This window comes from Mumia xiangluensis, assembly GCF_010994095.1.
GTDB classification, from domain to species: Bacteria; Actinomycetota; Actinomycetes; order Propionibacteriales; family Nocardioidaceae; genus Mumia; species Mumia xiangluensis.
On sequence record NZ_WJYO01000001.1, the window covers coordinates 912133 to 936056 of the forward strand.

At 71.1% G+C, this 23924-nt stretch carries 22 protein-coding genes; 15 read left to right on the forward strand and 7 right to left on the reverse strand.

All coding sequences use genetic code 11. The features are described from left to right. Window positions 1–101 precede the first annotated feature (101 nt). From GH747_RS04120 to GH747_RS04155, 8 genes are all read left to right on the forward strand, one after another. Complete coding sequence (locus GH747_RS04120) at window positions 102–1265, forward strand: sensor histidine kinase (protein WP_149768248.1); 1164 nt, start codon at window positions 102–104, stop codon at window positions 1263–1265. After that, complete coding sequence (locus GH747_RS04125) at window positions 1262–1912, forward strand: response regulator (protein WP_149768249.1); 651 nt, start codon at window positions 1262–1264, stop codon at window positions 1910–1912. The genes GH747_RS04120 and GH747_RS04125 overlap by 4 nt, the downstream gene beginning before the upstream one ends. 138 nt (window positions 1913–2050) lie before the next feature. After that, window positions 2051–4186 (forward strand): MMPL family transporter, encoded by a 2136-nt coding sequence (locus GH747_RS04130; protein WP_149768250.1) that lies wholly within the window; start codon window positions 2051–2053, stop codon window positions 4184–4186. Next, window positions 4186–4632 carry a hypothetical protein gene (locus tag GH747_RS04135; protein WP_149768251.1) on the forward strand — a complete coding sequence of 149 codons (447 nt, stop codon included), beginning with the start codon at window positions 4186–4188 and terminating at the stop codon, window positions 4630–4632. Before GH747_RS04130 ends, GH747_RS04135 begins: the two co-directional genes overlap by 1 nt. Before the next feature lie 104 nt (window positions 4633–4736). Beyond that, complete coding sequence (locus tag GH747_RS04140; protein ID WP_149768252.1) at window positions 4737–5075, forward strand: YbaB/EbfC family nucleoid-associated protein; 339 nt, start codon at window positions 4737–4739, stop codon at window positions 5073–5075. Window positions 5076–5079: 4 nt separating this feature from the next. Further along, the gene (recR, locus tag GH747_RS04145; RefSeq protein ID WP_149768253.1) at window positions 5080–5676 is read left to right on the forward strand and encodes a recombination mediator RecR; all 597 of its coding nucleotides are present in this window, start codon (window positions 5080–5082) and stop codon (window positions 5674–5676) included. Between the two features lie 14 nt (window positions 5677–5690). Next, complete coding sequence (locus GH747_RS04150; RefSeq protein WP_163695282.1) at window positions 5691–6260, forward strand: DUF5063 domain-containing protein; 570 nt, start codon at window positions 5691–5693, stop codon at window positions 6258–6260. Window positions 6261–6298: 38 nt separating this feature from the next. After that, a complete protein-coding gene (locus GH747_RS04155) occupies window positions 6299–8377 on the forward strand; it encodes a prolyl oligopeptidase family serine peptidase (RefSeq protein ID WP_149768255.1) in 2079 nt (692 codons plus the stop codon). Here the strand turns inward: GH747_RS04155 and GH747_RS04160 are convergent. After that, complete coding sequence (locus tag GH747_RS04160; protein ID WP_149768256.1) at window positions 8374–9144, reverse strand: alpha/beta fold hydrolase; 771 nt, start codon at window positions 9142–9144, stop codon at window positions 8374–8376. The two genes, GH747_RS04155 and GH747_RS04160, sit on opposite strands and share 4 nt — an antisense overlap. Further along, window positions 9141–9671, reverse strand: coding sequence for a PadR family transcriptional regulator (locus GH747_RS04165; protein ID WP_149768257.1), 531 nt, complete (start codon window positions 9669–9671; stop codon window positions 9141–9143). The genes GH747_RS04160 and GH747_RS04165 overlap by 4 nt, the downstream gene beginning before the upstream one ends. Window positions 9672–9792: 121 nt before the next feature. Between GH747_RS04165 and GH747_RS04170 the strand changes: the two genes are divergently transcribed. Further along, a complete protein-coding gene (locus GH747_RS04170) occupies window positions 9793–11802 on the forward strand; it encodes an MDR family MFS transporter (RefSeq protein WP_149768258.1) in 2010 nt (669 codons plus the stop codon). 32 nt (window positions 11803–11834) lie between these two features. Next, on the forward strand, window positions 11835–13289 hold the full coding sequence (locus GH747_RS04175) for an FG-GAP repeat domain-containing protein (RefSeq protein WP_149768259.1): 1455 nt from the start codon (window positions 11835–11837) through the stop codon (window positions 13287–13289). A gap of 101 nt (window positions 13290–13390) precedes the next feature. On the opposite strand, the gene GH747_RS04180 is transcribed toward GH747_RS04175, so the two are convergent. Together GH747_RS04180 and GH747_RS04185 are read right to left on the reverse strand one after the other, a co-directional pair. Continuing rightward, on the reverse strand, window positions 13391–14179 hold the full coding sequence (locus GH747_RS04180; RefSeq protein ID WP_228552766.1) for an ABC transporter permease: 789 nt from the start codon (window positions 14177–14179) through the stop codon (window positions 13391–13393). Then, the gene (locus tag GH747_RS04185; protein ID WP_149768260.1) at window positions 14176–15117 is read right to left on the reverse strand and encodes an ATP-binding cassette domain-containing protein; all 942 of its coding nucleotides are present in this window, start codon (window positions 15115–15117) and stop codon (window positions 14176–14178) included. The genes GH747_RS04180 and GH747_RS04185 overlap by 4 nt, the downstream gene beginning before the upstream one ends. 82 nt (window positions 15118–15199) lie before the next feature. Between GH747_RS04185 and GH747_RS04190 the strand changes: the two genes are divergently transcribed. Then, a complete protein-coding gene (locus tag GH747_RS04190) occupies window positions 15200–15979 on the forward strand; it encodes a TetR/AcrR family transcriptional regulator (protein WP_149768261.1) in 780 nt (259 codons plus the stop codon). Here GH747_RS04190 and GH747_RS04195 read toward each other — a convergent pair. From GH747_RS04195 to gad, 3 genes are all read right to left on the reverse strand, one after another. Then, on the reverse strand, window positions 15969–16352 hold the full coding sequence (locus GH747_RS04195) for a VOC family protein (RefSeq protein ID WP_149768262.1): 384 nt from the start codon (window positions 16350–16352) through the stop codon (window positions 15969–15971). The genes GH747_RS04190 and GH747_RS04195 overlap by 11 nt on opposite strands. Before the next feature lie 106 nt (window positions 16353–16458). Next, complete coding sequence (helR, locus tag GH747_RS04200; protein ID WP_149768263.1) at window positions 16459–18642, reverse strand: RNA polymerase recycling motor ATPase HelR; 2184 nt, start codon at window positions 18640–18642, stop codon at window positions 16459–16461. Window positions 18643–18744: 102 nt separating this feature from the next. Next, window positions 18745–20160 carry a glutamate decarboxylase gene (gene gad / locus GH747_RS04205; RefSeq protein ID WP_149768264.1) on the reverse strand — a complete coding sequence of 472 codons (1416 nt, stop codon included), beginning with the start codon at window positions 20158–20160 and terminating at the stop codon, window positions 18745–18747. 176 nt (window positions 20161–20336) lie between these two features. On the opposite strand from gad, the gene GH747_RS04210 reads away from it, so the two are divergent. The 4 genes from GH747_RS04210 to GH747_RS04225 are packed head-to-tail and all read left to right on the forward strand — an operon-like array spanning window position 20337 to window position 23881. Then, window positions 20337–21653 carry an aspartate kinase gene (locus GH747_RS04210; protein WP_149768265.1) on the forward strand — a complete coding sequence of 439 codons (1317 nt, stop codon included), beginning with the start codon at window positions 20337–20339 and terminating at the stop codon, window positions 21651–21653. A gap of 55 nt (window positions 21654–21708) precedes the next feature. Further along, window positions 21709–22746: an aspartate-semialdehyde dehydrogenase gene (locus GH747_RS04215; protein ID WP_149768266.1), complete on the forward strand. Its 1038-nt coding sequence runs from the start codon at window positions 21709–21711 to the stop codon at window positions 22744–22746. A gap of 4 nt (window positions 22747–22750) precedes the next feature. Next, a complete protein-coding gene (locus GH747_RS04220; RefSeq protein ID WP_163695284.1) occupies window positions 22751–23302 on the forward strand; it encodes a GNAT family N-acetyltransferase in 552 nt (183 codons plus the stop codon). An 18-nt stretch (window positions 23303–23320) separates the two neighbouring features. Next, the gene (locus GH747_RS04225) at window positions 23321–23881 is read left to right on the forward strand and encodes a DUF1707 SHOCT-like domain-containing protein (RefSeq protein ID WP_163695286.1); all 561 of its coding nucleotides are present in this window, start codon (window positions 23321–23323) and stop codon (window positions 23879–23881) included. The last annotated feature ends 43 nt before the right edge of the window (window positions 23882–23924 follow it).

Sequence of the window (23924 nt, forward strand, 5' to 3'; positions counted from 1 at the left end):
TGTCACATGTCAACGGTCATATAGCGAGCGTCGCTCGCAGGAGACCTGACCGTCGCTCCACGGCGACCGCGCCGTCGCCCTCCCGGCCCTAGCATCATGGTGTGAGGACGCCGATCATGAGCCCGCGCAGGACGGACGTGCTGCTGTGCGTCGGCGTCGCGGTCGTGCTCGCCGTGGTCGCCACCTCCCACGAGGGGCGCGGCGGCGACGTCAACCCGCTGGCGTACCTGTGGGCTGTCGGGCTCGGGCTGCTCATGCTCATCCGGCGAAGCCACCCGGTGCTGGTGCTCGTGCTCACGACGCTCGGCTTCTTCAGCTACTACGCGGCAGGGTTCCCCGCGATCGGTGTCGCGGTGCCGATCGCCGCGGCGCTCTACTCGGCCGCGGAGATGGGGCACCTGCGTTCGGCCGTCGTCACGGGGGCACTCACGCTCGGTCTGTCCACGGTGTACCGGGTGGCGGTCGGGCAGAACGTGTCGATGGTGGTCGGGTACGAGTTCGTCACGCACGCGGCGCTCATCGCCGCCGCGATCGCGCTCGGCAACAGCGTCCGGGCCGGGAGGCGGCTGCGGCGACGCACCGAGCAGGTCTCGCGCCTGCTGACCCGCCAGAGGGAGCTGGACCAGGTCGTGGAGGTGCGGGAGGAACGGATGCGGCTCGCGCGAGAGCTCCACGACTCGATCGGGCACTCGCTGTCGGTCGCCTCGCTCTACTCCGACGTCGCCCGCGAGGCGCGCGACGACGCTGCGCGCGACGACGCGCAGGAGCTCGTACGGTCGTCGATCACGGAGGCGTCGTCCCACCTGCGCCGCACGGTCGCGGTGCTGCGGGGCAGCGGGCAGTTCGACTCGGACGCCGGACTCGACCAGGTGGACCGCCTGCGGGTGGCGCCGACCGCCGCGGGGTACGCCGTCGACGTGCGGGTGGATCCGGTCGACGTCGCACCCGAGGTCGGAGCCGCGGCGTTCCGGCTCGTCCAGGAGGCGATCACGAACACCCTCAGGCACTCGAACGGTCGCAGCATCAGCGTGCGGGTGGGCCTGCGGGAGCCGGGGCTTCTCGGCGTCCGCGTCGTCGACGACGGTACGGCCGTCGTACCCCCACAGATCCGGCCGGGGCACGGCCTGAGCGGCATGCGCGAGCGTGTCGCCGACCTGGGCGGCACCCTCGAGGTCGACGCCGACGCGTGCGGTTGGGTCGTGGAGGCGTCGATCCCGACGATGCCGGCGACGAGTGGGGACGGCACATCAGGGGACACCGCATGATCCGGCTGCTCCTCGTCGACGACCAGGTGCTCCTGCGGCACGGGCTGCGCGCCATCATGCAGAACACCGACGACATCGCGGTCGCGGGCGAGGCGAGCGACGGGCGCGACGCGCTCCGGGTGGCGCGCGAGCTCAGGCCGGACGTCGTCCTCATGGACCTCCAGATGCCCGTCATGTCCGGGACGGAGGCGATCCGGGCGATGCGCGCGGACCCTCTCCTCGCCGCGACGCCGGTGCTCGTGCTGACGACCTTCGACGACGAGGACGACGTGGTGGACGCGATCGCCGCCGGGGCCAACGGGTACCTGCTCAAGGACATCGACGCTGACGAGCTGCGGCGGGCGGTCCGCAACGCTGCGGCCGGGCAGGCCCAGATCGCGCCGGGCGTCCTGCGTCAGCTGATGGACCGCGTCGCTCGGCTACCCACCCGCAAGAGCCGTGAGGAGAAGCTCGCCGGACTCACCGAGCGCGAGGTCGAGGTGCTCACCCATGTGGGTCTCGGGCTCACGAACGACGAGATCGGCAAAGCGCTGTTCCTGAGCCCGGAGACGGCCCGCACCTACGTCAGCCGCCTGCTCGCCAAGCTCGACGCCCGCGACCGCGCGCAGCTGGTCGTTCTCGCCCACCGGGCCGGTCTCGTCGACTGACGCGACCCTGAGCCTCGTACGCCCAGAAGCGATGCGACTGCCGCTCCTGAGGGACTGATCCGCCCTTCCTGCGCTCCTAGCGTGGCCAGTCGTCGACCTGTCGTACGGACGGGCCAGACGTGGAGAGGAAGGGACGTCATGGAGGGTCTTGCGCGCATCTGTCAGAGGGCGCGGTGGTTCGTGGTGGCGGGGTGGATCCTGGTCGTGGTGGCGCTGTCAGCGCTGTCCGGGACGTTCGGGGGGGAGACGAGCGACGACTACGAGCTGCCCGGATCGCAGAGCGCCCGCGCGGTGCAGATCCTGGAGGACGGAGGGTTCTCGTCCGACGCCGGGACCCAGGCACAGCTCGTGGTGCACAGCGACGACGGCCTGGACGAGGAGCGCGCGCAGGTGGCGTCGATGGTCGCCGAGGTCGAGGACCGCGTCCCGGACGCGAACGTCGTCAGTCCCTTCGTCCCCGAGGGAGCCCACCAGCTCTCACCGGACCGTACGACCGGGTACGTCACGGTCGGGCTGCCCACCCAGGACGCCGAGGCGACGGCAGAGCTCGGCGACGACCTGAACGAGGTGCGGGACTCGTTCGCCTCCGACGACCTGACTGTCGAGGTCGGCGGGCTCGGTGCTGAGCAGGAGGGCGAGAGCGGCCCGCCGAGCGAGCTGATCGGCGTGCTCGCCGCGATGGTGATCCTCCTCTTCGCCTTCGGGTCGGTGTTCGCGATGGTGCTGCCGATCCTCGTCGGCGTCGTCGGAGCAGCGAGCGGCGTCGCCCTGGTGTCGCTCGGCGCGCGAGCGGTCGACATGCCGAGCTTCGCCGCACCGGTCGCGGCGATGATCGCGATCGGCGTCGGCATCGACTACGCGCTGCTCGTCGTCACCCGCTACCGGGAGGCGCTCGCGGGGGGAGCGAACCCCGCCCGTGCGGTGGTGGTCGCGCAGACGACGGCGGGTCGGTCCGTCCTGTTCGCCGGCGTGACGGTGGTCATCGCCTCGCTCGGTCTGGTGCTGATGGACCTCAAGGTCATCACCGGCGTCGCGCTGGGCATCGCGGGCTCCGTCCTCGTCACCATGCTGGCCGCCGTCACGCTGCTCCCCGCGATGCTCGCGATCACCGGCCGGCGGATCGACCGGCTGTCGGTCCACCGACGGCGTACGACCTCCGACGGCGGTCAGCTCGCTCGTCGGTGGAGCCGCGTGGTCCAGCGGAGGCCCTGGCCGGCGGCGATCGCGGCGACCGCCGTGCTCGTGCTGCTCACGCTGCCGGTGCTCGATCTGCGGCTCGGCTTCTCCGACGCGGGCACCCGCCCGACCAGCGACACCGGCCGACGGGCGTACGACCTCGTCGCGGAGGGCTTCGGACCGGGTGCCAACGGCCCGCTCGTCGTCGCGGCCGCGGTGCAGGAGGGTGCCGGCACCGAGGACGTGGAGGCGCTCGCCGATGCGTTGGCCGCGACTCCGGGAGTCGCCGCCACGACGCCGCCGGTGTTCTCCGAGTCCGGTGACGTCGCACTCCTCCAGGTGATCCCGACGACAGGTCCTCAGGACGAGGCGACGGCCGACCTCGTGCACCGACTCCGTGACGACGTCGTGCCAGCGAGCGCGGGCGACGGGCTCGAGGTCGCGGTCGGTGGAGCGACTGCTGCGGCGGTGGACTTCGCCGACTACACCGCGGAACGTCTGCCGCTCTTCCTCGCGGTCGTCCTCGGAGCGGCCCTGGTGCTGCTCGTCGCGGTCTTCCGCGGTCTCGCGGTCGCGGTCAAGGCCGTGCTGGTCAACCTCCTCTCGCTCGGCGCCGCGTTCGGGGCGGTGGTGGCCGTGTTCCAGTGGGGCTGGGGGGTCGAGCTGCTCGACCTCGGCGCGAGCGCGCCCATCGAGGCGTGGGTGCCGATGATGATGATCGCGATCGTCTTCGGTCTGTCGATGGACTACGAGGTGTTCCTCCTGTCGCGCGTCCGGGAGGAGTACGACCGCACCGGCGACAACGCGACCGCCGTGGCGGAGGGTCTCGCGCGCACGGCACGGGTCATCTCCGCGGCCGCCGCGATCATGGTGTGCGTCTTCGGAAGCTTCGTGCTCGGGTCCAGCCGCGAGCTTCAGCTCTTCGGCTTCGGGCTGGCGTTCGCGGTCTTCATCGACGCGACCCTGGTGCGACTGGTGCTCGTCCCGGCGGTGATGGAGCTGCTCGGCGACCGCAACTGGTGGCTGCCCCGTTGGTTGGACCGCGCCCTGCCGCGCCTCACCATCGAGGCCTCTCGCGGTCCCCGGGGTGATCGGTGATGAGCCGCTCCCGGCTGGGGCTCCCGGTGTGGGCGATCGTCGCGCTGGCGGCCCTCGCGCTGCCGCGGGTCGTGGTGCACGACCTCGGTGTCGACGTGGGCGCACTCGTCAACGCCGTGCTCGCGCTCGCCCCACCGGCGGTCTGGGTCGTCGTCGTGCTGCGGGCCCGCGTCCCGTCCCCCGTCACGACGCTCGTGGTCGTCGGCGCGGTGTACGGGATCGGGCTCGGCATCGGCCACAACCTCATGTGGGATTCCGCGTTCGAAGACTCGCCAAGCCTCGGCGGGTCCCTGGACGGCGACCTCAGCGACGGGACGGAGGAGGCCGTGATGCGATCGGCGACCTTCGCGAGCAGCCTCTTCACCGGTGCTGTGGTCGGTCTCGTCGCCGGTCTGGTCGCGTCCGGCCTCCGCCGCCTGGGCCGATCCGACGGTGCCCGCCGGTAGGCTGGAGGAGCACTCCGCGGTGGCGACGCCGTGGTCGTACGACAGGTGAGGACGTCCCGGTGTTCGGTGATGATTTCGGCGGGCTCGGTCAGCCAGGTGGCGGCATGCCCGACATGTCCGCCCTGCTCGAGCAGGCCCAGAAGATGCAGGAGCAGCTCCTCGCCGCCAAGGAGGAGCTCGGCCGTGCCCGTGTCACGGGCGAGGCCGCCAACGGGCTCGTCCGTGCGACCGTCTCGGGCACCGGAGAGCTGATCGCGGTCGAGATCAAGCCCGAAGCCGTGGACCCCGACGACGCCGAGCTCCTCGGCGACATGGTCGTCGCCGCGGTCCGCGACGCCAACAACCAGGCCGAGCAGCTGGCCGCCGACAAGCTCGGCCCGTTCGCCGGTGGATTCGGCGGCGACGCGCTCGGTGGCGGCTCCGCGGGCGCACTCGGGTTCTGACGCGATGTACGAAGGGGTCGTCCAGGACCTGATCGACGAGCTCGGCCGGCTCCCCGGCATCGGTCCGAAGAGCGCTCAGCGCATCGCGTTCTACCTCCTCGACGCCGACCCGGTCGACGTACGCCGTTTCGCCGACGTGCTGATCGAGGTCAAGGAGAAGGTTCGCTTCTGCGCCACCTGCGGCAACGTCGCCGAGTCGGAGACGTGCCGGATCTGCGCAGACCCGCGGCGTGACCAGTCGGTGCTGTGCGTGGTCGAGGAGTCCAAGGACGTCGTCGCCATCGAACGCACGCGAGAGTTCCGTGGCCGCTACCACGTACTGGGCGGCGCGATCTCGCCGATCGACGGGCGCGGTCCGGACGACCTCCGGATCCGCGAGCTCATGCAGCGGCTCGCCGACGGCGCCATCACCGAGATCATCCTCGCGACCGACCCGAACCTCGAGGGCGAGGCGACCGCGACCTATCTCACGCGTCTTCTCAAGCCGTTGGGGTTGCGCGTCACGCGTCTGGCCAGTGGACTGCCCGTAGGCGGTGATCTCGAGTACGCCGACGAGGTCACGCTCGGGCGCGCGTTCGAGGGCCGCCGGACGGTCGACTGACGAGGGGGCAGGGTTTGAGCGGGACGAAGGACGACGAGCTGGAAGCGGTGGCCAACGGGTTCGCCGAGGACGTCGAGGCGGTCCTGGAGGGCCTGCGTTCTCTCGACGGCATCACCGACCCGGAGGAGATCGTCGCCGGGCTCCTCGTCGAGCTGAGCCGCGCGCTCACGATCGGCGCGCGGATGGCCGCGATGCCCCGGCTCGTGCCGCCCGACCGCTACGAGCCCGACAGCGGGCCTGACATCGACCTCGACGACACGCGGGTGGCGCTCGCGACCATCCTCGACGGGTTCGACACCTACGTCGAGGTCTTCGACCCGTACGACGATCCGGCAGCGCCGGCTGCCTACAGGATCTCCGACGACGTCATCTCGCTCACCGCCGCTCTCGCCCACGGGATGCAGCATGCGCGCGCGGGCCGGCCGATCGAGGCCCTGTGGTGGTGGCAGTTCTCGTTCTTCTCGTCGTGGGGCGGGGAGACGACCTCGGCGCTGCGGGCGCTGCAGTCGGTGATCGCGCGCGACCGCATCGTCGGCGCGATCCCTGCGATGTCGCCCGAGGAGCCCCCGCTCGACCCGCTGTGACCTGCCGTCCTGTTTCGGCGTACGCCTAGGCTCGAGCCATGACGCACACCGACCCGTACCTGTGGCTCGAGGACGTGGACGGCGACGCCGCGCTGGACTGGGTCCGCGCCCGCAACGCCGAGACAGCAGGAGCCCTCGAGGCGAGCGACGCGTTCCGCGCGACGGAGAAGCAGATCCTCGAGGTCCTCGACTCCGACGCGAAGATCCCGCCCATCGGCAAGGCCGGCGACTGGTACTACAACTTCTGGCGCGACGCGCAGCACGTCCGCGGGATCTGGCGCCGTACGACGCTCCCGTCGTACCGCACCGACTCTCCCGAGTGGGACGTCCTACTCGATGTCGACGCACTCGCCGAGAGCGAGGACGAGAACTGGGTCTGGCACGGCGCGAAGGTGCTGCGGACCGGCCCGCTGGCCTTCAAGCGCGCACTGGTCTCGCTCTCGCGCGGAGGCTCGGACGCCGACGTCACCCGCGAGTACGACCTCGAGTCGCGCAGCTGGGTCGCGGACGGCTTCGTACGCCCGGAGGCCAAGGGCGACGTCAGCTGGATCGACGGCGACACGGTCTTCGTCGAGACCGACACGGGCCCCGGGTCGATGACCGAGTCCGGCTACCCCCGGATCGCCCGCCGCTGGCGTCGTGGTGAGCCGCTGGCCGACTCCGAGATCGTGTTCGAGGGTGCGCACGAGGACCTGTCGATCGGCGCGTTCCACGACCGTACGCCTGGGTTCGAGCGCGACTGGGTCGTGCGCGCGACGTCCTTCTACACGGCGGAGCGCTACCTGCTCACCGACGCCGCAGGTGGCGACCTCGAGCTCACCAAGCTCGACGTCCCCGACTCCGCCGAGGCGAGCGTCAAGCGCGACCAGCTCCTCGTCGAGCTGCGCGACGACTGGACGGTGGGCGGACGGACGTACGCCGCGGGGTCGCTGCTCGCGATCGCGTTCAGCCGGTTCCTCACAGGCGACAGCGCTGACGGCGGTCGCGACTTCACGGTCCTCTACGAGCCGACCGGCAACAGCGCGCTCGCGGGCTACGCGTTCACGGCGCACCGGCTCGTGCTCGAGCTGATGACCGACGTCCGATCGCGCCTGGAGATCCTCACGCTGCCCACGACGCCCGACGGCACCTGGGAGCGTGTCGCCGCGCACCACGTGCCCGAGCTCGGCACCCTGCAGGTGGCGCCGGTCGACGCCGACGAGGACGACGCGGTGTGGCTCTACACGACCGACTACCTGTCGCCGACGACGCTCTCCCTGCTCGACCTCGGGTCGCGGGGCGTCAACGCGCGTCCGGTGCCGCTGAAGTCGATGCCGTCGTTCTTCGACGCCGAGGGCCTCGTCGTCGAGCAGCACTTCGCCGCCTCGACCGACGGCACGCGCGTCCCGTACTTCGTCGTCCGCCCGCACGACCTCGCGTACGACGGCACGGCACCGACGCTGCTCTACGGCTACGGCGGGTTCGAGATCTCGCTGACGCCGTCGTACAGCGGTGGGCTCGGCCGCGCCTGGCTCGAGCACGGCGGCGTGTACGTCGTCGCGAACATCCGCGGCGGCGGTGAGTACGGTCCGACGTGGCACCAGGCTGCATTGCGCGACCAGCGCCACCGGGCGTACGAGGACTTCGCAGCCGTGGCTCGCGACCTCGCCGAGCGGCGCATCACCTCGGCCGCTCACCTCGGGGCGATGGGCGGTTCCAACGGCGGTCTGCTGACCGGCAACATGCTGACGCAGTACCCCGACCTGTTCGGCGCGATCGTCATCCAGGTGCCGCTGCTCGACATGCAGCGCTACCACCTGCTGCTCGCGGGCGCGTCGTGGATCGCGGAGTACGGCGACCCGGACAGCGCCGATTGGGACTTCCTCGCGACGTTCTCGCCGTACCACCTGTTCGACGCCGACCGGGCGTACCCGCCCGTGCTGTTCACGACCTCGACGCGCGACGACCGCGTGCACCCGGGGCACGCCCGCAAGATGGCGGCGCGCATGCTCGAGGCCGGGAAGGACGTCACGTACTACGAGAACATCGAGGGCGGCCACGGCGGCGCGGCCAACAACGCGCAGGCCGCGCACATGTCGGCGCTCGCGTACCGGTTCCTCTGGGAACGGCTCGCCTAGGGCGGCCACGTCCCCGTGTCCGCGTGCGTGACGATCATGCGCGCGAACAGGGCGGGGTCCTCGATGTTCCAGATGTGGTGCATCCTGGGCGCCACCCAGGCCTGCAGCTGCGGGATCGACACTCCGAGCGCCTCGAAGCCGGCTCGGACCGATCGCGGCTCCCGCTCGCCGCTGACCGCGAGGACCGGCCCGGCGTAGTCGAACGCGCCGGCAGGGACGGTCCCGGCGGCGACCTCGCTGAACACGCGCCGGTTCGTCTCCGCCTGCACGCGGCTCCCCGAGTCGACGAACAGCTCGCGAGCGTCGGCGGGGATGCCGAACGCCACGGCCTGGGCCGCCCAGTACCAGCGACGGCGCCACAGCGGCAGCTGCAGTACGACCAGCGAGCGCTCCAGCCGGCCCAGCCCCGCGGCCGCCACGCCGGTGACGGTGCAGGAGTGGACCAGGTCGGGGTGACGGTGGATCACGTGGATCGCGACGTGGCCTCCGAGCGAGAGTCCGACGAGGTGGGCGCGCCCCTCCAGGGCGCGCGTGCGGATCAGGTCCGCGACGAGGTCTGCGGCAGCTCCGAGGTCAGGCCAGACGGTGTCGGCGCGGGCTCCGTAACCGGGCAGGTCTGGTGTGAGCAGGTGCCGATCGGGGAGGAGCTCGATCTGCGGCTCCCACATCCACCCGGCGACGTTGGCGCCGTGCAGCAGCACGATCGTCTCGCCCTCGCGCGGACCGTGCTCGAGGGGGTGCCCCGACGTCGGCGTCGCGCGAGTCATCGTCGATCCGAGAGCTGGGCGTGGCGACGTCGGGTGTCGTCGAGCCAGTCGAGCTCGGCCTCCGCGTGGGCGACCCCCGACCGCAGGGTGGCTGCCTGCAGCTCGGCCGCGCGGTCGCCCGTCGGGACCGGGATGGCACGCAGCTGCTCCAGCACCTTCCGCGTCTCCTGCTCACGCTCGTCGAGGAGGCGTGCGACCTCGTCGTCACTCAGGGCTGCGGCGAAGAACAGGCGGGCGAGGAAGGGCTCCTTGGGCCGGTCCTGCTCGAGGGGCGAGATCAGCCAGTCCCTCAGCTCCGACCGCCCCGCGTCGGTGAGCGAGTGCACCAAGCGGTCGGGGAGCTTCTCCTGCCGCACCCGCTCGGTCTCGATCGCGCCGTCGACCGCGAGGCGGTCCAGCACTCGATAGATCTGCGACTGGTCGGCGTACCAGAAGTGAGCCACCGAGCCTGCGAACGCGCGCCCCAGGTCGTACCCGCTCATGGGACGGATCGAGAGGAGGCCGAGGACGGCGTGCCGGAGTTCCATGGCACGTAGCCTACGGCGCACCTATAGGACGATACAAGTATATGCCCGAGAGCGGGTCGGCTCCGGCGCGCGGCATCCCGGGCTCTGACCGAGAATCGGCCTCAGGGCGGACGGGGGTGCGATGACGGGTCACACGCAGCAGGGGACCGTGCCCGAAGCGCTGCCGCAACGAAGGATCTGGTGGATCTTCGGCGGCCTGATGCTCGCGATGCTCCTCGCGGCGCTCGACCAGACCATCGTCGCGACGGCACTCCCGACGATCGTGTCGGACCTCGGTGGCGCCGAGCACCTGTCGTGGGTGGTCACGTCGTACATGCTCGCCTCGACGGTCACGACGATGCTGTGGGGCAAGTTCGGCGACCTGTTCGGTCGCAAGGGCGTCTTCGTCGTCTGCATCGTGATCTTCCTGGTCGGCTCGGCGCTGGCGGGCACCTCGCAGACGATGGGGCAGCTGATCGCGTGGCGCGCGATGCAGGGCGTCGGTGGCGGCGGCCTGATGGTGCTCGCGCAGGCGATCATCGGCGACGTCGTCCCCCCGCGCGATCGCGGCAAGTACCAGGGTGTCTTCGGCGCGGTGTTCGGCGTCGCGAGCGTCGCGGGCCCGCTGCTCGGCGGCCTCTTCGTCGACCACCTGTCTTGGGAGTGGGTCTTCTACATCAACCTGCCGATCGGCGTGGTCGCGCTCTTCGCGGTCGTCACCGTGCTTCCTCGTACGCGGCCCGACCGCACACCGAGCATCGACTACGCGGGCATCCTGCTCCTCGGCACCGTCGCGACCGCCATCGTGCTGGTCACCAGCCTGGGCGGCACGACGTGGGACTGGAACTCCGCGCCGGTGTGGGGCTCGATCGCCATCGGCATCGCCGCCGTCATCGGGTTCGTCGTCGCCGAGCGTCGCGCGGTGGAGCCCGTGCTGCCGCTGCGGCTCTTCGCGAACCGCGTCTTCACCACGGCGTCGGTCGTCGGGTTCGTGGTCGGCTTCGCGATGTTCGGGGCGATCACGTTCCTCCCGCTGTACCTGCAGCAGATCAAGGGCTCGTCGCCGACGGAGTCCGGGCTGGAGATGCTGCCGCTCATGGCGGGCCTGCTGCTGACATCGATCGGCAGTGGTCAGGTCATCAGCCGGACGGGCCGCTACAAGGCGTTCCCGATCATCGGTACGGCGGTGATGGCGGTCGGTCTGTACCTGCTGTCGCTGATGGACCGGGAGACGTCGACCGCGCAGGCATCGGCCAGCATGTTCGTCCTCGGACTCGGCATCGGCATGGTGATGCAGGTCCTGGTGCTCGCCGTTCAGAACTCCGTCGAGTACCGCGACCTCGGCACGGCGACCTCCGGCGCGACGTTCTTCCGGACGATCGGCAGCTCGGTCGGCGTCGCCGCGTTCGGCACGATCCTCACCCACGCGCTCACCGACTCGCTGACCCAGAGCCGGCCATCGACAGCCGCCGGCCCGTGCGCCGCGGACGCGCTCAGCAAGTCCTCGGAGGCACTCGCGCAGTGCCCGCCGGAGGTCCAGCTCTGGTTCATCGACAGCTACGCCGAGGCGATCGGGGTCGTGTTCCTCGCGGCCGTGCCGATCGCGGTCCTCGCGTTCTTCCTGACGTGGCTGATCCCCGAGGTGCGGCTGCAGAAGGTGGTCGGCAGCCAGAACGCGGGCGACGCCGCCGGCGAGACGTTCGCGCTCCCGTCGAGCCGGACGTCGTACGAGGAGCTCCGGCTCCTGCTCTGGCGTCGGGTGGGGCGACTGGACCCGCTCCGGGTGTACGAGGCGCTGGCCGCCGACCTGGACCTGCAGCTGGCGCCCGAGGAGTGCTGGATGGTCACGCGCGCGTCGATCAAGGGCCCGCGGTCGATCGAGACGATGGCCGCCCGGGCGGAGAGCACGCCCGAAGCCGTACGCCTCGTGGCCGAGTCGCTCGCCCGGCGGGCGATGGTCGTCGTCGACGGCGACACGGTGACCGCCACCGCCGCTGGGGAGGCGGCTGCCGAGGCGCTGCGCGCCAACGAGCGCGCGCGGCTGCAGGCGTACATCGCCGAGTGGGGCGCCGAGCCGGAGGTCGAGGAGCTCGTCGAGCAGCTGACCGAGCAGCTCCTCACCGACGAGCCGTCCGGGGCCTCGGAGAGGTAGTACCGTGAATCGGCAGGGACGGGGGTGGGCCCATGGGTCTGGACGCGCGCTACCCCGCCGTCCGCGGCGTCGCCCCTGACGAGACCTTCCCGGTGTACTCCGAGGACGGTGTGGTCATCGACCGGACCACAGGGATGAACGTCACCTGCTTCCTGCCGATGCGCCCGGGTGCGCCCGCCTGCTATCGCACGCCGCCCTGGCCGCCCTTCACCGAGCGCGACCGGTTCGCGCTCGCGTCCGACGTCTTCGTGCTGCACCAGGACCATCCGATCCCGCACGGCATCGGCTTCGACCGCAACCGGTTCGTCCTCGCGGACTTCGGTGCCGACCAGGGATGGCGTACGGACGGTCGCCTCCGCTTCGTCGCGGACCTCACCGGCGACGGTCGTGGCGACATCGTCGCCTTCGGTGACGACGGCGTCTGGGTCGCGCTCGGGGACGGCGCCGGCGGGTTCGCTGCACCGGCGCGGGTCCTGGAGGACTTCGGTCGCGACGCCGGCGGCTGGGACCTGGTGGCGCACCCGCGGTTCGTCGTCGACGTGACCGGCGACCGCCGTGCCGACATCGTGGGCTTCGGCGACGACGGCGTCTGGACGGCGCGGGGCGACGGCGCGGGCGGCTTCGAACCGCCACGGTTCGTGCTTGCCGACTTCGGCCGTACGGGTGGTGGCTGGGACAGCACGCGGCACCTGCGGGTCCTCGCCGACCTGACCGGGGACGGCTGTGCCGACATCGTGGGGTTCGGTCAGGACTCGGTGTGGGTGGCGCGCGCAGACGGCGTCGGCGGGTTCGGGCCGACCGAGCTCGGTGTGGCGGGCGGGTTCGCGTTCGACGACGGCTGGCGCACCGACGTCCACGTCCGCACTCTCGCGGACCTGACCGGGGACGGTCGACCGGACATCGTGGGCTTCGGCGACGACGGCGTCTGGGTCGCCCTGAACGACGGCACGGGACACTTCGGCGAACGGCGGTTCGTCCTCGCCGAGTACGGCGTCGCCCAGGGCTGGACCGCCGCGACCCGCCCGCGGCTGGTCGCTGACGTCACCGGCGACGGTCGTGCAGACCTGATTGGCTTTCGCGACGACGGTGTGGTCGTCGCAACCGGTGACGGATCAGGCGGCTTCGGCACGCCCACGCTGGTGCTGCCGTTCTTCGGGAGTGCGACCGCTCCGGTGGCGTGGGACCCGTTCCTCCACCCCAGGATCGCCGCGGACCTGACCGGCAACGGTGGCGCGGACCTCCTGGGGTTCGCGGAGGACGGTGCCTGGGCGCTCGTCTTCGGCGGCGACGGACCGCTGGGGCCGCAGCTCGTGGTCCACGACTTCGGGACGGAGCAGGGGTGGCGCCCCGAGGTCCATCTCCGGGTGGCCGCCGACCTGACCGGCGACGGTCGTGCTGACATCGTGGGCTTCGGCGACGCCGGCGTCTGGGTGTCGCGCAACCTCGGCGAAGGCCCGCGGCCCCCGCTCGTCCTCAGCCCCGCCTGAGCCGTACGACCAGGTGCGCGATGCGCGCAGCGACGGTTCGACCCCCTGGGCGTCCTGGCCGAACCCGGCGCCGAGAGTGCCTGAACGTCGCCGAGCGACCGTCAGGTCGTACGGCGCCGGAACAGCCGCGCCGACGCCACCGCCGAGACGACCAGGATCAGCGCGCACCAGCCGAGCGCCCACCACGCCTGGTCGGCGAGCGGCTGCCCCGTCGTGCTCGTCCCCATCCACAGTCCGCGCAGCGTCTCGATGACCGGCGTCATCGGCTGGTGCTCGGCGAACCCGCGCAGCGCGGTCGGGAGCGTGTGAGCGGGGACGAACGCGGTGCTCACGTACGGGAGGAACGCCAGCACCATCGTGAACGCGTTGGCGGCGTCCTTGGACCGCGCGAGCAGCCCGACCGTCGCGGCGAGCCACGAGATCGCCAGGACGAACAGTGCGAGGAGCCCGATCGCGGCGGCCCACTCGGCCACGCCCGCGTCGGGTCGCCATCCGATGAGGAGCGCGACGCCGATGACGAGCGCGGTCGCGATCGCGTTGCGCGCGACGCTGGCGACGACGTGGCCGACGATCACCGACCCGGCGGCGATCGGCATCGAACGGAACCGGTCGACGATCCCGTTGGTCATGTCGTCCGCGACCGCGACGGCCGTCGTCCCGGCACCGAAGCCGGCGCACAGCAGGATGATGCCGGGTACCACGTAGTCGACGTACTCGCCGCCGGTCGACATCGCACCGCCGAACACGTAGACGAACAGCAGCATCAGCGCCACGGGCAGGGCGAGTGCCGTGAAGAACGCCTCGGGGTCGCGCGCGGAGCGGATCAGCCCGCGGCGGATCATCACACGGGAGTCGAGGACGGCGTCGGAGATGGTGGTCGCGGTGCTCATCGGAGCGCCTCCTGCTTCGGGTTGGTGAGGGTGAGGAAGACGTCGTCGAGGCTGGGGGCATGCATGCCGACGCGGCGGGGCGAGGCGCCGGCGACGGCGAGAGAGTCGAGCAGCCGGCGCAGGGACTCGGGTGAGCCGTCGGTGGGGACGTCGACGGTGAGGAGGACACGGTCGGCGGTCACCTCGGGCGTACGCAGGGTGGCGAGCGCGGCCTCGTACGCGGCGGTGTCGCCGTACGTGAGGCGTACGACCTCACCGGCGACCTGCGTCTTGAGCTCCTCGGGCGTGCCTTCGGCGACGATGCGCCCGCCGTCGAGGACGGAGATGCGGTCGGCGAGCTGGTCGGCCTCCTCGAGGTACTGAGTCGTCAGCAGCACCGTGACGCCGGTGTCGGCGAGCTCGCGCACGGTCGCCCACACCTGGTCACGGCTGCGCGGGTCGAGGCCGGTGGTCGGCTCGTCGAGGAACAGGAGCGTCGGCGGGACGACCATGCTCATCGCGAGGTCGAGGCGTCGGCGCTGGCCCCCGGAGTACGTCGTGGCGCGCCGATCGGCGATCGCGCCGAGGTCGAACCGGCTGATCAGCTCGTCGGTGCGGGCCGCGCTCGCGGCGCCGGACAGTCGCCGCAGCCGCGCGACCATCGTGAGGTTCTCGCGGGTCGTGAGCACCTCGTCGACCGCGGCGTACTGCCCCGTGAGGCTGACGGCGCCCCGGACCGCGCGGGCGTCGCGAGCGACGTCGTGGCCGGCGACGCGTGCCGTGCCGCCGTCGTACCCGATCAGGGTCGCGAGGATGCGGACCAGCGTGGTCTTGCCGGCGCCGTTCGCGCCCAGCATGCCGTGAACCGTGCCGGCCGGGATCGTGAGGTCGACCCCGCGGAGGACCTCCGTCGCGCCGTAGCTCTTGGTGAGGTCAGCGACCTCGACTGTGTATGCCATACGCTAAACCGTATACGGCATACGCAGTACCGCGCAAGGCTCTATCGTGGCCCCACCGACAAGGGCAGGACGAGGAGGTGGGATGACCGACAGCGAGACCCCGCTACCGGATGAGCTCGCCCTGCTGTGGGGACGCCGCAGCGGCGCCCGACGCGGGCCGCGACCCGAGCTCGACGTCCACGCGATCGTGGCGGCGGCCGTCGAGATCGCCGACGCCGAGGGCATCGACGCGGTCTCCATGGCGCGCGTCGCCAAGCAGCTCGGCTTCTCGACGATGGCGCTCTACCGACACGTCGCCAACAAGGACCAGCTGCTCGCCCTGATGTGGAACGAGAGCGCCTCCACCGCGCACGGGGTGGAGATCACCGGCGACGGCTGGCGCGACCGGATGCGCTCGTGGGCAGTCCTGCAACAGGACATGCTCACCGAGCACCCGTGGCTCACCCAGCTGCCGATGAGCAACCCTCCGATGGGGCCGAGCGCGTTCGCGTGGATCGAGCGCGGGTTGGACGCACTCGCCGACACACCGCTGCGTGACGAGGAGAAGCTCCAGGCGATCGGGGCGATCAGCGCCTACACGCTCGCGGAGGGCCGGATGGCGTCCGAGGAGGCCGCCGCCGCGGCGCGACGTCGCGCCGAGGGCAAGCCGGTCGTCGCCTTCGAGACCATGATCGGCGTCCTGGCCGACCCCGCCGTCTATCCGAACCTCGCGCGCCTCGCGGCGAGCATGCCGTCGGTGCCGGCCGTCGGCGAGCCGGGGTACGAAGCGATGGGGCAGGCGAGCTTCGAGCTCGGGCTGGACCTCCTCCTGGACGGCATCGCCGCCCTCATCGCGCGGGCCGAAGAGCGCGCTAGCCCGTGACCGCGTGGATGCAGAGGACGTTGCCCTCGGTGTCGGCGAACCAGGCTGCCTGCTCGCCGTCGAACGTCGCGATGTGGTTCTCGGTCTTGAGCTCCGGAGTGTCGTAGTCCGCGAAGGCCACGCCCGCCTCTGCGAGCGCGACGACCTCCGCCGCGACGTCGGGCACCTCGAAGCTGATCGTCGTACGCCCGGTCGGCTCGCCGTCCGGATCGGGCAGGAGGGCGAGGGCGTGGCCGTCGGCGGTCTCGAACGCGTAGCCGCCGTCGATCGTGTCTCCCTTGCCCTTCAGGCCCAGCGTGTCCTCGTAGAACCGTCGCGCGCGGGCGACGTCGCGGACGGGGACCATGGCCGTGTATGCAGTGCCGTCGAGCATCGGTGCCTCCTTGGATCGTACGGCGGGGGCACCTCTCAGCGTGCGCTCGCCGTACGGGGGAGTCCAGCCGATTGCGGGCCGAGGCAGTGGCGACATCCGGACGGTGTCAGGAGGTCGTGAGCACGGCGAGCCGTTGCGTCGCACGGGTCATCGCGACGTAGCGGTCGACGGCCCCCTCGACGCCGTCGCCGAACCCCTCCGGGTCGACGAGCACGACCAGGTCGAACTCGAGCCCCTTCGACAGCTCCGGGGTCAGCAGGCTCACGCGAGGGCTCGATGCGTACGCCTCGGCGCCGGCGTCGTCGGCAGCGATCACGCAGGCGGTGCCCTCCGGGTGGTCGGCCAGCCAGTCGTCGAGCACGGTGGCCAGGCTCGACACCGGGCCGTGCGTGACCGGGACGCCGCTGGCACGGATGGACGTCGGGACGTTCGCGTCGGGGAACACCGCCCGGATGACCTTCTCCGCCTCGACCATCACCTCCTCCGGCGTCCGGTAGTTGATGGTCAGCGGCGCGAGCTCGATGCGGTCGAGGCCGACCCGCCCCAGTCGCTCCTCCCACGACTCGGTGAACCCGTGCCGGGCCTGGGCGCGGTCGCCGACGATCGTGAAGCTGCGGGACGGGCAGCGGAGCAGCAGCATCTGCCACTCCGCGTCGGTCAGCTCCTGGGCCTCGTCGACGACCACGTGCGCGAACGGACCGGCGAGCAGGTCGGGATCGACGGTGGGCAGGGCGGCGTCGTCGACGAGCGCGTCGCGGAAGTCCTCGACCCGCAGCATCGTCACCAGGCCCTCGCCCTCGGGGTCCGACCCCATGATGTCGGGGACGGACCGGATGAGGTCGTCGACGACGTCGGCCATGCGGGCTCGCTCCGCCGCGACGGTCGCCTGGAGCCGGCGCTTGCGTCGCGCCGCCTCCGGGTCGCCGAGCCGCTGCCGCGCCGCGTCGAGGAGCGGCAGGTCGGACACCGTCCACGCGTCGGGCCGGCTGCGCTGCAGCAGGCGGACCTCGTCGGGCTGCAGCCACGGCGCGCACATGCGCAGGTAGGCCGGGACTGTCCACAGGTCTCCGACGAGGTCGACCGCGTCGATCAACGGCCACGCGCGGGCGAAGGCGTCGACCAGCTCCGCGTTCTGCAGCAATGACCTCCGCAGCATCTCGGGGGGCACCTCCTCCGTGTCGTGCTTGTCGATGAGGATCTCGAGCAACGCCTCCCAGACCTCGTCCCGGGCCTCGTTGTGCGGGGTGCCGGGGTCGGGCGACTCGAAGGCCTCGGCCCAGTCCGCGGCACTGAGCCAGACGTCGGACCAGTGGGTCTCGACCGTCATCCCCTGCGTGGGCGCTTCCTCGTACAGCCGGACGGCCGGTTCGATCGCCCGCACCATGTCCGCGGTCGCCTTCAGGCGCGCGACCTCGGGGTCGGGTTCGGGGAGGGCTGCCGCGCCCTCGGGGACGAGGTCTCGCAGGGTGCACGTCTGCACACCCTCCTCGCCGAGGCTGGGGAGGACGTCGCCGACGTACGCGAGGTACGGCTGGTGGGGGCCGACGAACAGGACGCCGCCCTTGCGGTGGCCGAGGCGCGGATCGGAGTAGAGCAGGTACGCGGTCCGGTGCAGGGCCACGACCGTCTTGCCCGTGCCGGGGCCGCCGTCGACGACGAGGGCGCCGCGCGACCCCGCGCGGATGATGGCGTCCTGGTCGGCCTGGATCGTGCCGAGGACGTCGCGCATGCGCGGTGACCGGGCGCTGTCGAGGCTGGCGATGAACGCCGACTGGTCGTCGAGCGCGGCGTTGCCCGCGAGCCCGTCGGGGGTGAACACCTCGTCCCAGTAGTCGGTGATCAGGCCGCGGGTCCAGCGGTAGCGCCGGCGGCTCGCCAGCCCCATCGGGGTGGCGTGGGTCGCGCCGAAGAACGGCTCCGCGGCGGGCGACCGCCAGTCCAGCAGCAGGCGACGGCCGTCGTCGTCGGTCAGGCCGAGCCGTCCGACGTACAGGGCTTCGCCGTCGTCCGCGCCGACCATGCGGCCGAGGCACAGATCCAGGCCGAAGCGGCGCAGCAGCCGGAGGCGGGCGGTCAGTCGATGGACCTCGAGGTCCCTGTCCATCGCGGCCTGACCCTGGCCGCCCGGCGCCTTGAGGGTCTCGTCGAGGCGTTCGGCGAGCTCCCGGATCGACTGTTCGAGCGTCGCCGCGATGGCTGCGAAGTGCTGTTCGTCGTCGCCGACCTGGATCGGGTCGGCCTTGTGAGAGAGGTCCGCGGGAAGGGCGAATGCGCTGGTCACGGGGTCGATTGTGCGCCGTACCCAGGGCCTTGAAACAAGCCCCGGGGTGCGCTATATGTTGGGAGTGGAAGAGGTCGTGGACCTCTTCCATCGTGGTTTCTGCAGCACGCCTCAGTGGTGGAACGTCGGGTGCTGGCCACTGGTCGGCATCGGCGACTCAAGTCCGTCGAGATACTCGACCTCAGTCTTGATGTCCTCGAGCAGGTGGGCCGCCAGCGAGTGGCTGAGCCCGTTGCGCACGACGATGCGCTGCACCGTCACGTCGACGAGGTCGGCCGGCATCGGATACGCCGGGACCAGCCAGCCCTTCATCCGCAGACGGTCGGACAGGTGGTAGAGGTTCCAGTTCTCGGTGTGCCCCTCCTTGAGCCGCCACGCGAACACCGGGATGTCGCTGCCGTCGTTCCACAGGTCGAAGGCGTCGAACTTCGCGATCTCGGCCGAGAGGTACTGCGCGACGTCCGAGCAGGTCTGCTGGACGGCGCGGTAGCCCTCCCACCCGAGCCGCAGGAACAGGTAGTACTGCAGAAGAACCTGTGCGCCCGGTCGCGAGAAGTTGATCGCGAGCGTCGGCATGTCGCCGCCGAGATAGCTCACCCGGAACACCAGGTCCTCCGGCAGCGCCGCGGTGTCCCGCCAGACGATCCACCCGACGCCCGGGTAGACCAGGCCGTACTTGTGACCGGACGTGTTGATCGACGCGACCCGGTCGACCCGGAAGTCCCAGGCGAGGTCGGGCTGCACGAACGGCGCGATCATCGCTCCGGAGGCGCCGTCGACGTGGATGGGGATGTCGAGGCCGGTGTCGGCCTGGATCTGGTCGAGCACCGCGGCGACCTCGGTCACCGGCTCGTACACGCCCGTGTACGTGACGCCCATGATCACGACGACGCCGATCGTGTTCTCGTCGACGTACTTGTCGAGGTCGTGGCCGTCGAGGCAGCGGTGGTCGTCGCTGATCGGGACGTAGCGCGCCTCGACGTCGAAGTAGTTGCAGAACTTCTCCCAGCACACCTGGACCGCGCTCGACATGACGAGGTTCGGTCGGTCGCTGGACTTCCCGGCTGCCTTGCGTGCGTGCTGCCACCGGCGCTTGAGTGCGAGGCCGCCGAGCATGCACGCCTCGGAGGAGCCGATCGTCGACGTGCCGATGGCGTTCAGCGGCTCGGGCGCGTTCCACAGGTCGGCGAGCATCGTCCAGCAGCGGGTCTCGACGGCCGCGGTCGCCGGGTACTCGTCCTTGTCGACCATGTTCTTGTCGGCCGCCTCCAGGTAGAGGCGGTTCGCGTGGTCGTCCATCCACGTGCCGACGAAGGTGGCGAGGTTGAGCCGCGCGTTGCCGTCGAGCATCGCGTCGTCGTGGACGATCTGGTAGGCCGTCTCCGGCAGCAGCGGGTCCGACGGGATCTTGAACCGCGGCACCGAGGTGGCCTCACCGGTACGGGAGAAGATGGGGTTGACGCTCACGTCGCGGGCAGCCGCGTGGTCGCGGTCGTACGCCTCGTGCTCGGCAGGACGGAATGACATCGGTGTCCCTCTCGCTTGAGCGGTGGGGGAGCCGCGGGGTGACGACACACATGGTGCCGCTGTCGGTCAACGCCCGCACCCCGAGACGCCGCGGGGATGCAAGGAGCCCGCCGTTAGAATGATCTGGGCGCAGCGTGGCGTCCTGCCAGAGTCATCGAGCCATCCGAGGAACGTCCGTGGGCATTGTCGTGCAGAAGTACGGCGGCTCGTCGGTGTCCGACGCAGCCAGCATCAAGCGCGTCGCGCAGCGCATCGTCGCCACCAAGAAGGCCGGCCATGACGTCGTCGTGGTCGTCTCCGCCATGGGTGACACGACGGACGAGCTCCTCGACCTCGCCCACGACGTGTCGCCGCTGCCGGACGGCCGCGAGCTCGACATGCTGCTGACCGCGGGAGAGCGCATCTCGATGGCGCTGCTCGCGATGGCGATCGGCAACCTCGGCCAGCAGGCCCAGTCGTTCACCGGCTCGCAGGCCGGCGTGATCACCGACTCGGCGCACGGCAGGGCCAAGATCATCGACGTCACGCCGGGGCGCATCACGCGCGCCATCGGTGACGGGGCGGTCGCGATCGTCGCCGGCTTCCAGGGTGTCTCCCAGGACAGCAAGGACATCACCACGCTCGGCCGCGGCGGCTCCGACACGACCGCCGTCGCGCTCGCCGCGGCCCTCGAGGCCGACGTCTGCGAGATCTACACCGATGTCGACGGCATCTTCACCGCCGACCCGCGCATCGTCCCCGCCGCCCGCCAGATCCCTGTCATCTCGTACGAGGAGACCCTGGAGATGGCGGCCAACGGCGCCAAGATCCTGCACCTGCGGTGCGTCGAGTACGCGCGCCGCAACGACATGCCGATCCACGTCCGCTCGTCGTTCTCCTCCAAGGAGGGGACGTGGGTGGTCAGCGCGGAGCGGATGTCCGACATGCTGTCCGCAACTCTCACGAACGAAGGCGATGGGGAGGCCCCCGTGATGGAGCAAGCGATCATCTCCGGCGTTGCGCACGATCGCAGCGAAGCCAAGATCACCGTGGTCGGGGTTCCCGACAAGGTCGGCGAGGCGGCCCGCATCTTCGAGACGCTCGCAGACGCCCAGATCAACCTGGACATGATCGTCCAGAACGTCTCGGCGGCGGCGACCGGTCTCACGGACATCTCGTTCACGCTGCCGCGGGCCGACGGCCAGACCGCCATGACGTCGCTGGCGCGGCTCAAGGACGAGGTCGGCTACGCCCAGCTCCAGTACGACGACGGGGTCGGCAAGATCTCGCTGGTCGGTGCCGGCATGCGGACCAACCCCGGCATCTCGGCCAAGTTCTTCAAGGCCATCGCGGACGCGGGCGTCAACATCGAGATGATCTCGACCTCCGAGATCAGAATCTCGGTTGTCGTCAACGAGCAGCAGATCGATGATGCAGTGAGCGCCGCGCACCGCGCGTTCGATCTTGATGCAGGAGAGGTGGAGGCCGTCGTCTACGGCGGCTCCGGCCGCTGAGCAAGCCGCCCCCTCGCTGGTCGAGACCACCAGAACAACCAAGGAGAGCACCACCATGGCCAACGGGCTGAAGATCGGCGTCGTCGGAGCGACCGGGCAGGTCGGTGGCGTCATGCGCACGCTGCTGCAGGAGCGCGCGTTCCCGATCGACGAGATCCGTTTCTTCGCCTCGCCCCGCTCGGCCGGCAAGACGCTGTCGTACGACGGTCGTGACGTCGTGATCGAGGACGCCGCGACGGCGGATCCGTCCGGGCTCGACGTGGCGCTGTTCTCCGCCGGCGCGACGATGTCGCGGGTCCAGGCGCTGCGGTTCGCCGAGGCGGGCGTGACGGTCATCGACAACTCGTCGGCGTGGCGCAAGGACCCCGAGGTCCCGCTGGTCGTGTCCGAGGTGAACCCCGAGGCGATCGACCAGGCCGTCAAGGGCATCATCGCCAACCCGAACTGCACCACGATGGCCGCGATGCCGGTGCTGAAGCCGCTCCACGACGCGGCCGGGCTGGTCCGTCTCGTGGCCAGCACCTACCAGGCGGTCTCCGGCTCCGGCCTCGACGGCGTCGAGGAGCTCGCCACGCAGGTCGAGAAGGCGGTCTCCGGCGCCCGCGGACTGACGTACGACGGCTCGGCCGTGGACTTCCCCGACCCGCAGAAGTACGTCGCGCCGATCGCGTTCGACGTGATCCCGCTGGCCGGCTCGATCGTCGACGACGGCACCGAGGAGACCGACGAGGAGCAGAAGCTCCGCAACGAGTCCCGCAAGATCCTCGGCATCCCGGATCTGAGGGTCGCCGGCACCTGCGTCCGCGTGCCGGTCTTCACCGGTCACTCGCTGTCGCTGAACGTCGAATTCGCCGAGGCCCTCACACCGGACCGTGCCCGCGCCATCCTCGCCGACGCGCCGGGCGTGCAGCTCGTCGACGTGCCGACCCCGCTCCAGGCGGCCGGCGCCGACCCGAGCCTGGTCGGTCGCATCCGTCAGGACGCGAGCGTCGACGGCGACCGCGGGCTCGTGCTGTTCATCAGCAACGACAACCTGCGCAAGGGCGCGGCGCTCAACACGATCCAGATCGCCGAGCTGATTGCCTCTCGGTGACGCAGTGCCGCCCGCTGACGTGACGACGGGAGAGCTGGCTGTCGTACGCCCGCGTGCCGACGAGGACCTTCCTGCGCTGGTGGAGGTCCTCGCGCAGGTCCACGAGCGCGACCGTTATCCGATCATGCGGTCCAACGTCCGGGCCGGGTGGCTGACCGAGCCCGACGGTCCCGCGTGGGTCGCCGAGCGCGACGGTGTGGTGGTCGGCCAGGTCGCGCTGCAGCACGGTGCCGACCCGGTCTCGGCCACCGCGCTGGGAGTCGATCCGGCGGAGGCGCTCACGCTCTCACGGTTCTTCGTGGCGCCCGCTGCGCGGGGGTCGGGCGCCGCGCGTGCGCTGCTGGACACGGTCGAGGCGTACGCCCGTGGTGCAGGCCGCTCGCTCGCGCTGGAGGCCGTGGGCCACAGCGTCGCAGCCCGCGCGCTCTATGCCGCCCGGGGCTGGACGCCGTTGGGCTCGTACGAGGCACGGTGGTTCGGTGACGACGGCCCTGCCTTCGACGCGTACCGGTTCGTCCTGCCCCTCCAGCCAGCGGAACCCGCCGTCGGCCCCTGATGTGGAACCATCGGTCGGGTGAGCGAGATCCTTCCGAGCGGCGGACCCTGGAGCCGCTTCACCCGTGACCCGCGTGACCCCGAGGTGTCGGGGCTGCGCGCGGGGGATGCCGACCGGGCCGTGCTCGCGGACGTCCTCGGTGAGGCGTTCGCGGACGGCCGCCTGAGCCGCGAGGAGTACGACGAGCGGTCCGAGACCGCCGAGCGCCTGAGGACCTTCGGCGACATGCTGCCGCTGATGGACGACCTCGTGCCGGCGACCGGAGCTGCGGCGCCGCCGTTACGGCGGACGTCGCCCGACCTCGAGCGCGAGGCGGTCAAGGCGTACGAGCGCAAGCGACGCGACGCGTGGGTCGAGGCCCTCACGATCACGTTGATCTGCACCGGCATCTGGCTGGCGATCTCCCTCGCCGGAGGTGGCTTCGACCCGCACTTCCCGTGGCCGATCATCGTCGGCGTCGTCGCGTTCGCCGACGCCATCGAGAAGTCGGCGAGCCGCGAGAAGTACGTCGCCAAGGAGCGCGACAAGATCGAGCGGAGGGCGCGCAAGCAGCAGCGCAAGGAGCTCCCCGACTCCTGACGGCGGCCGTCGCTCCTGCGAGAAACGTCCCGGGAGGTCGGGA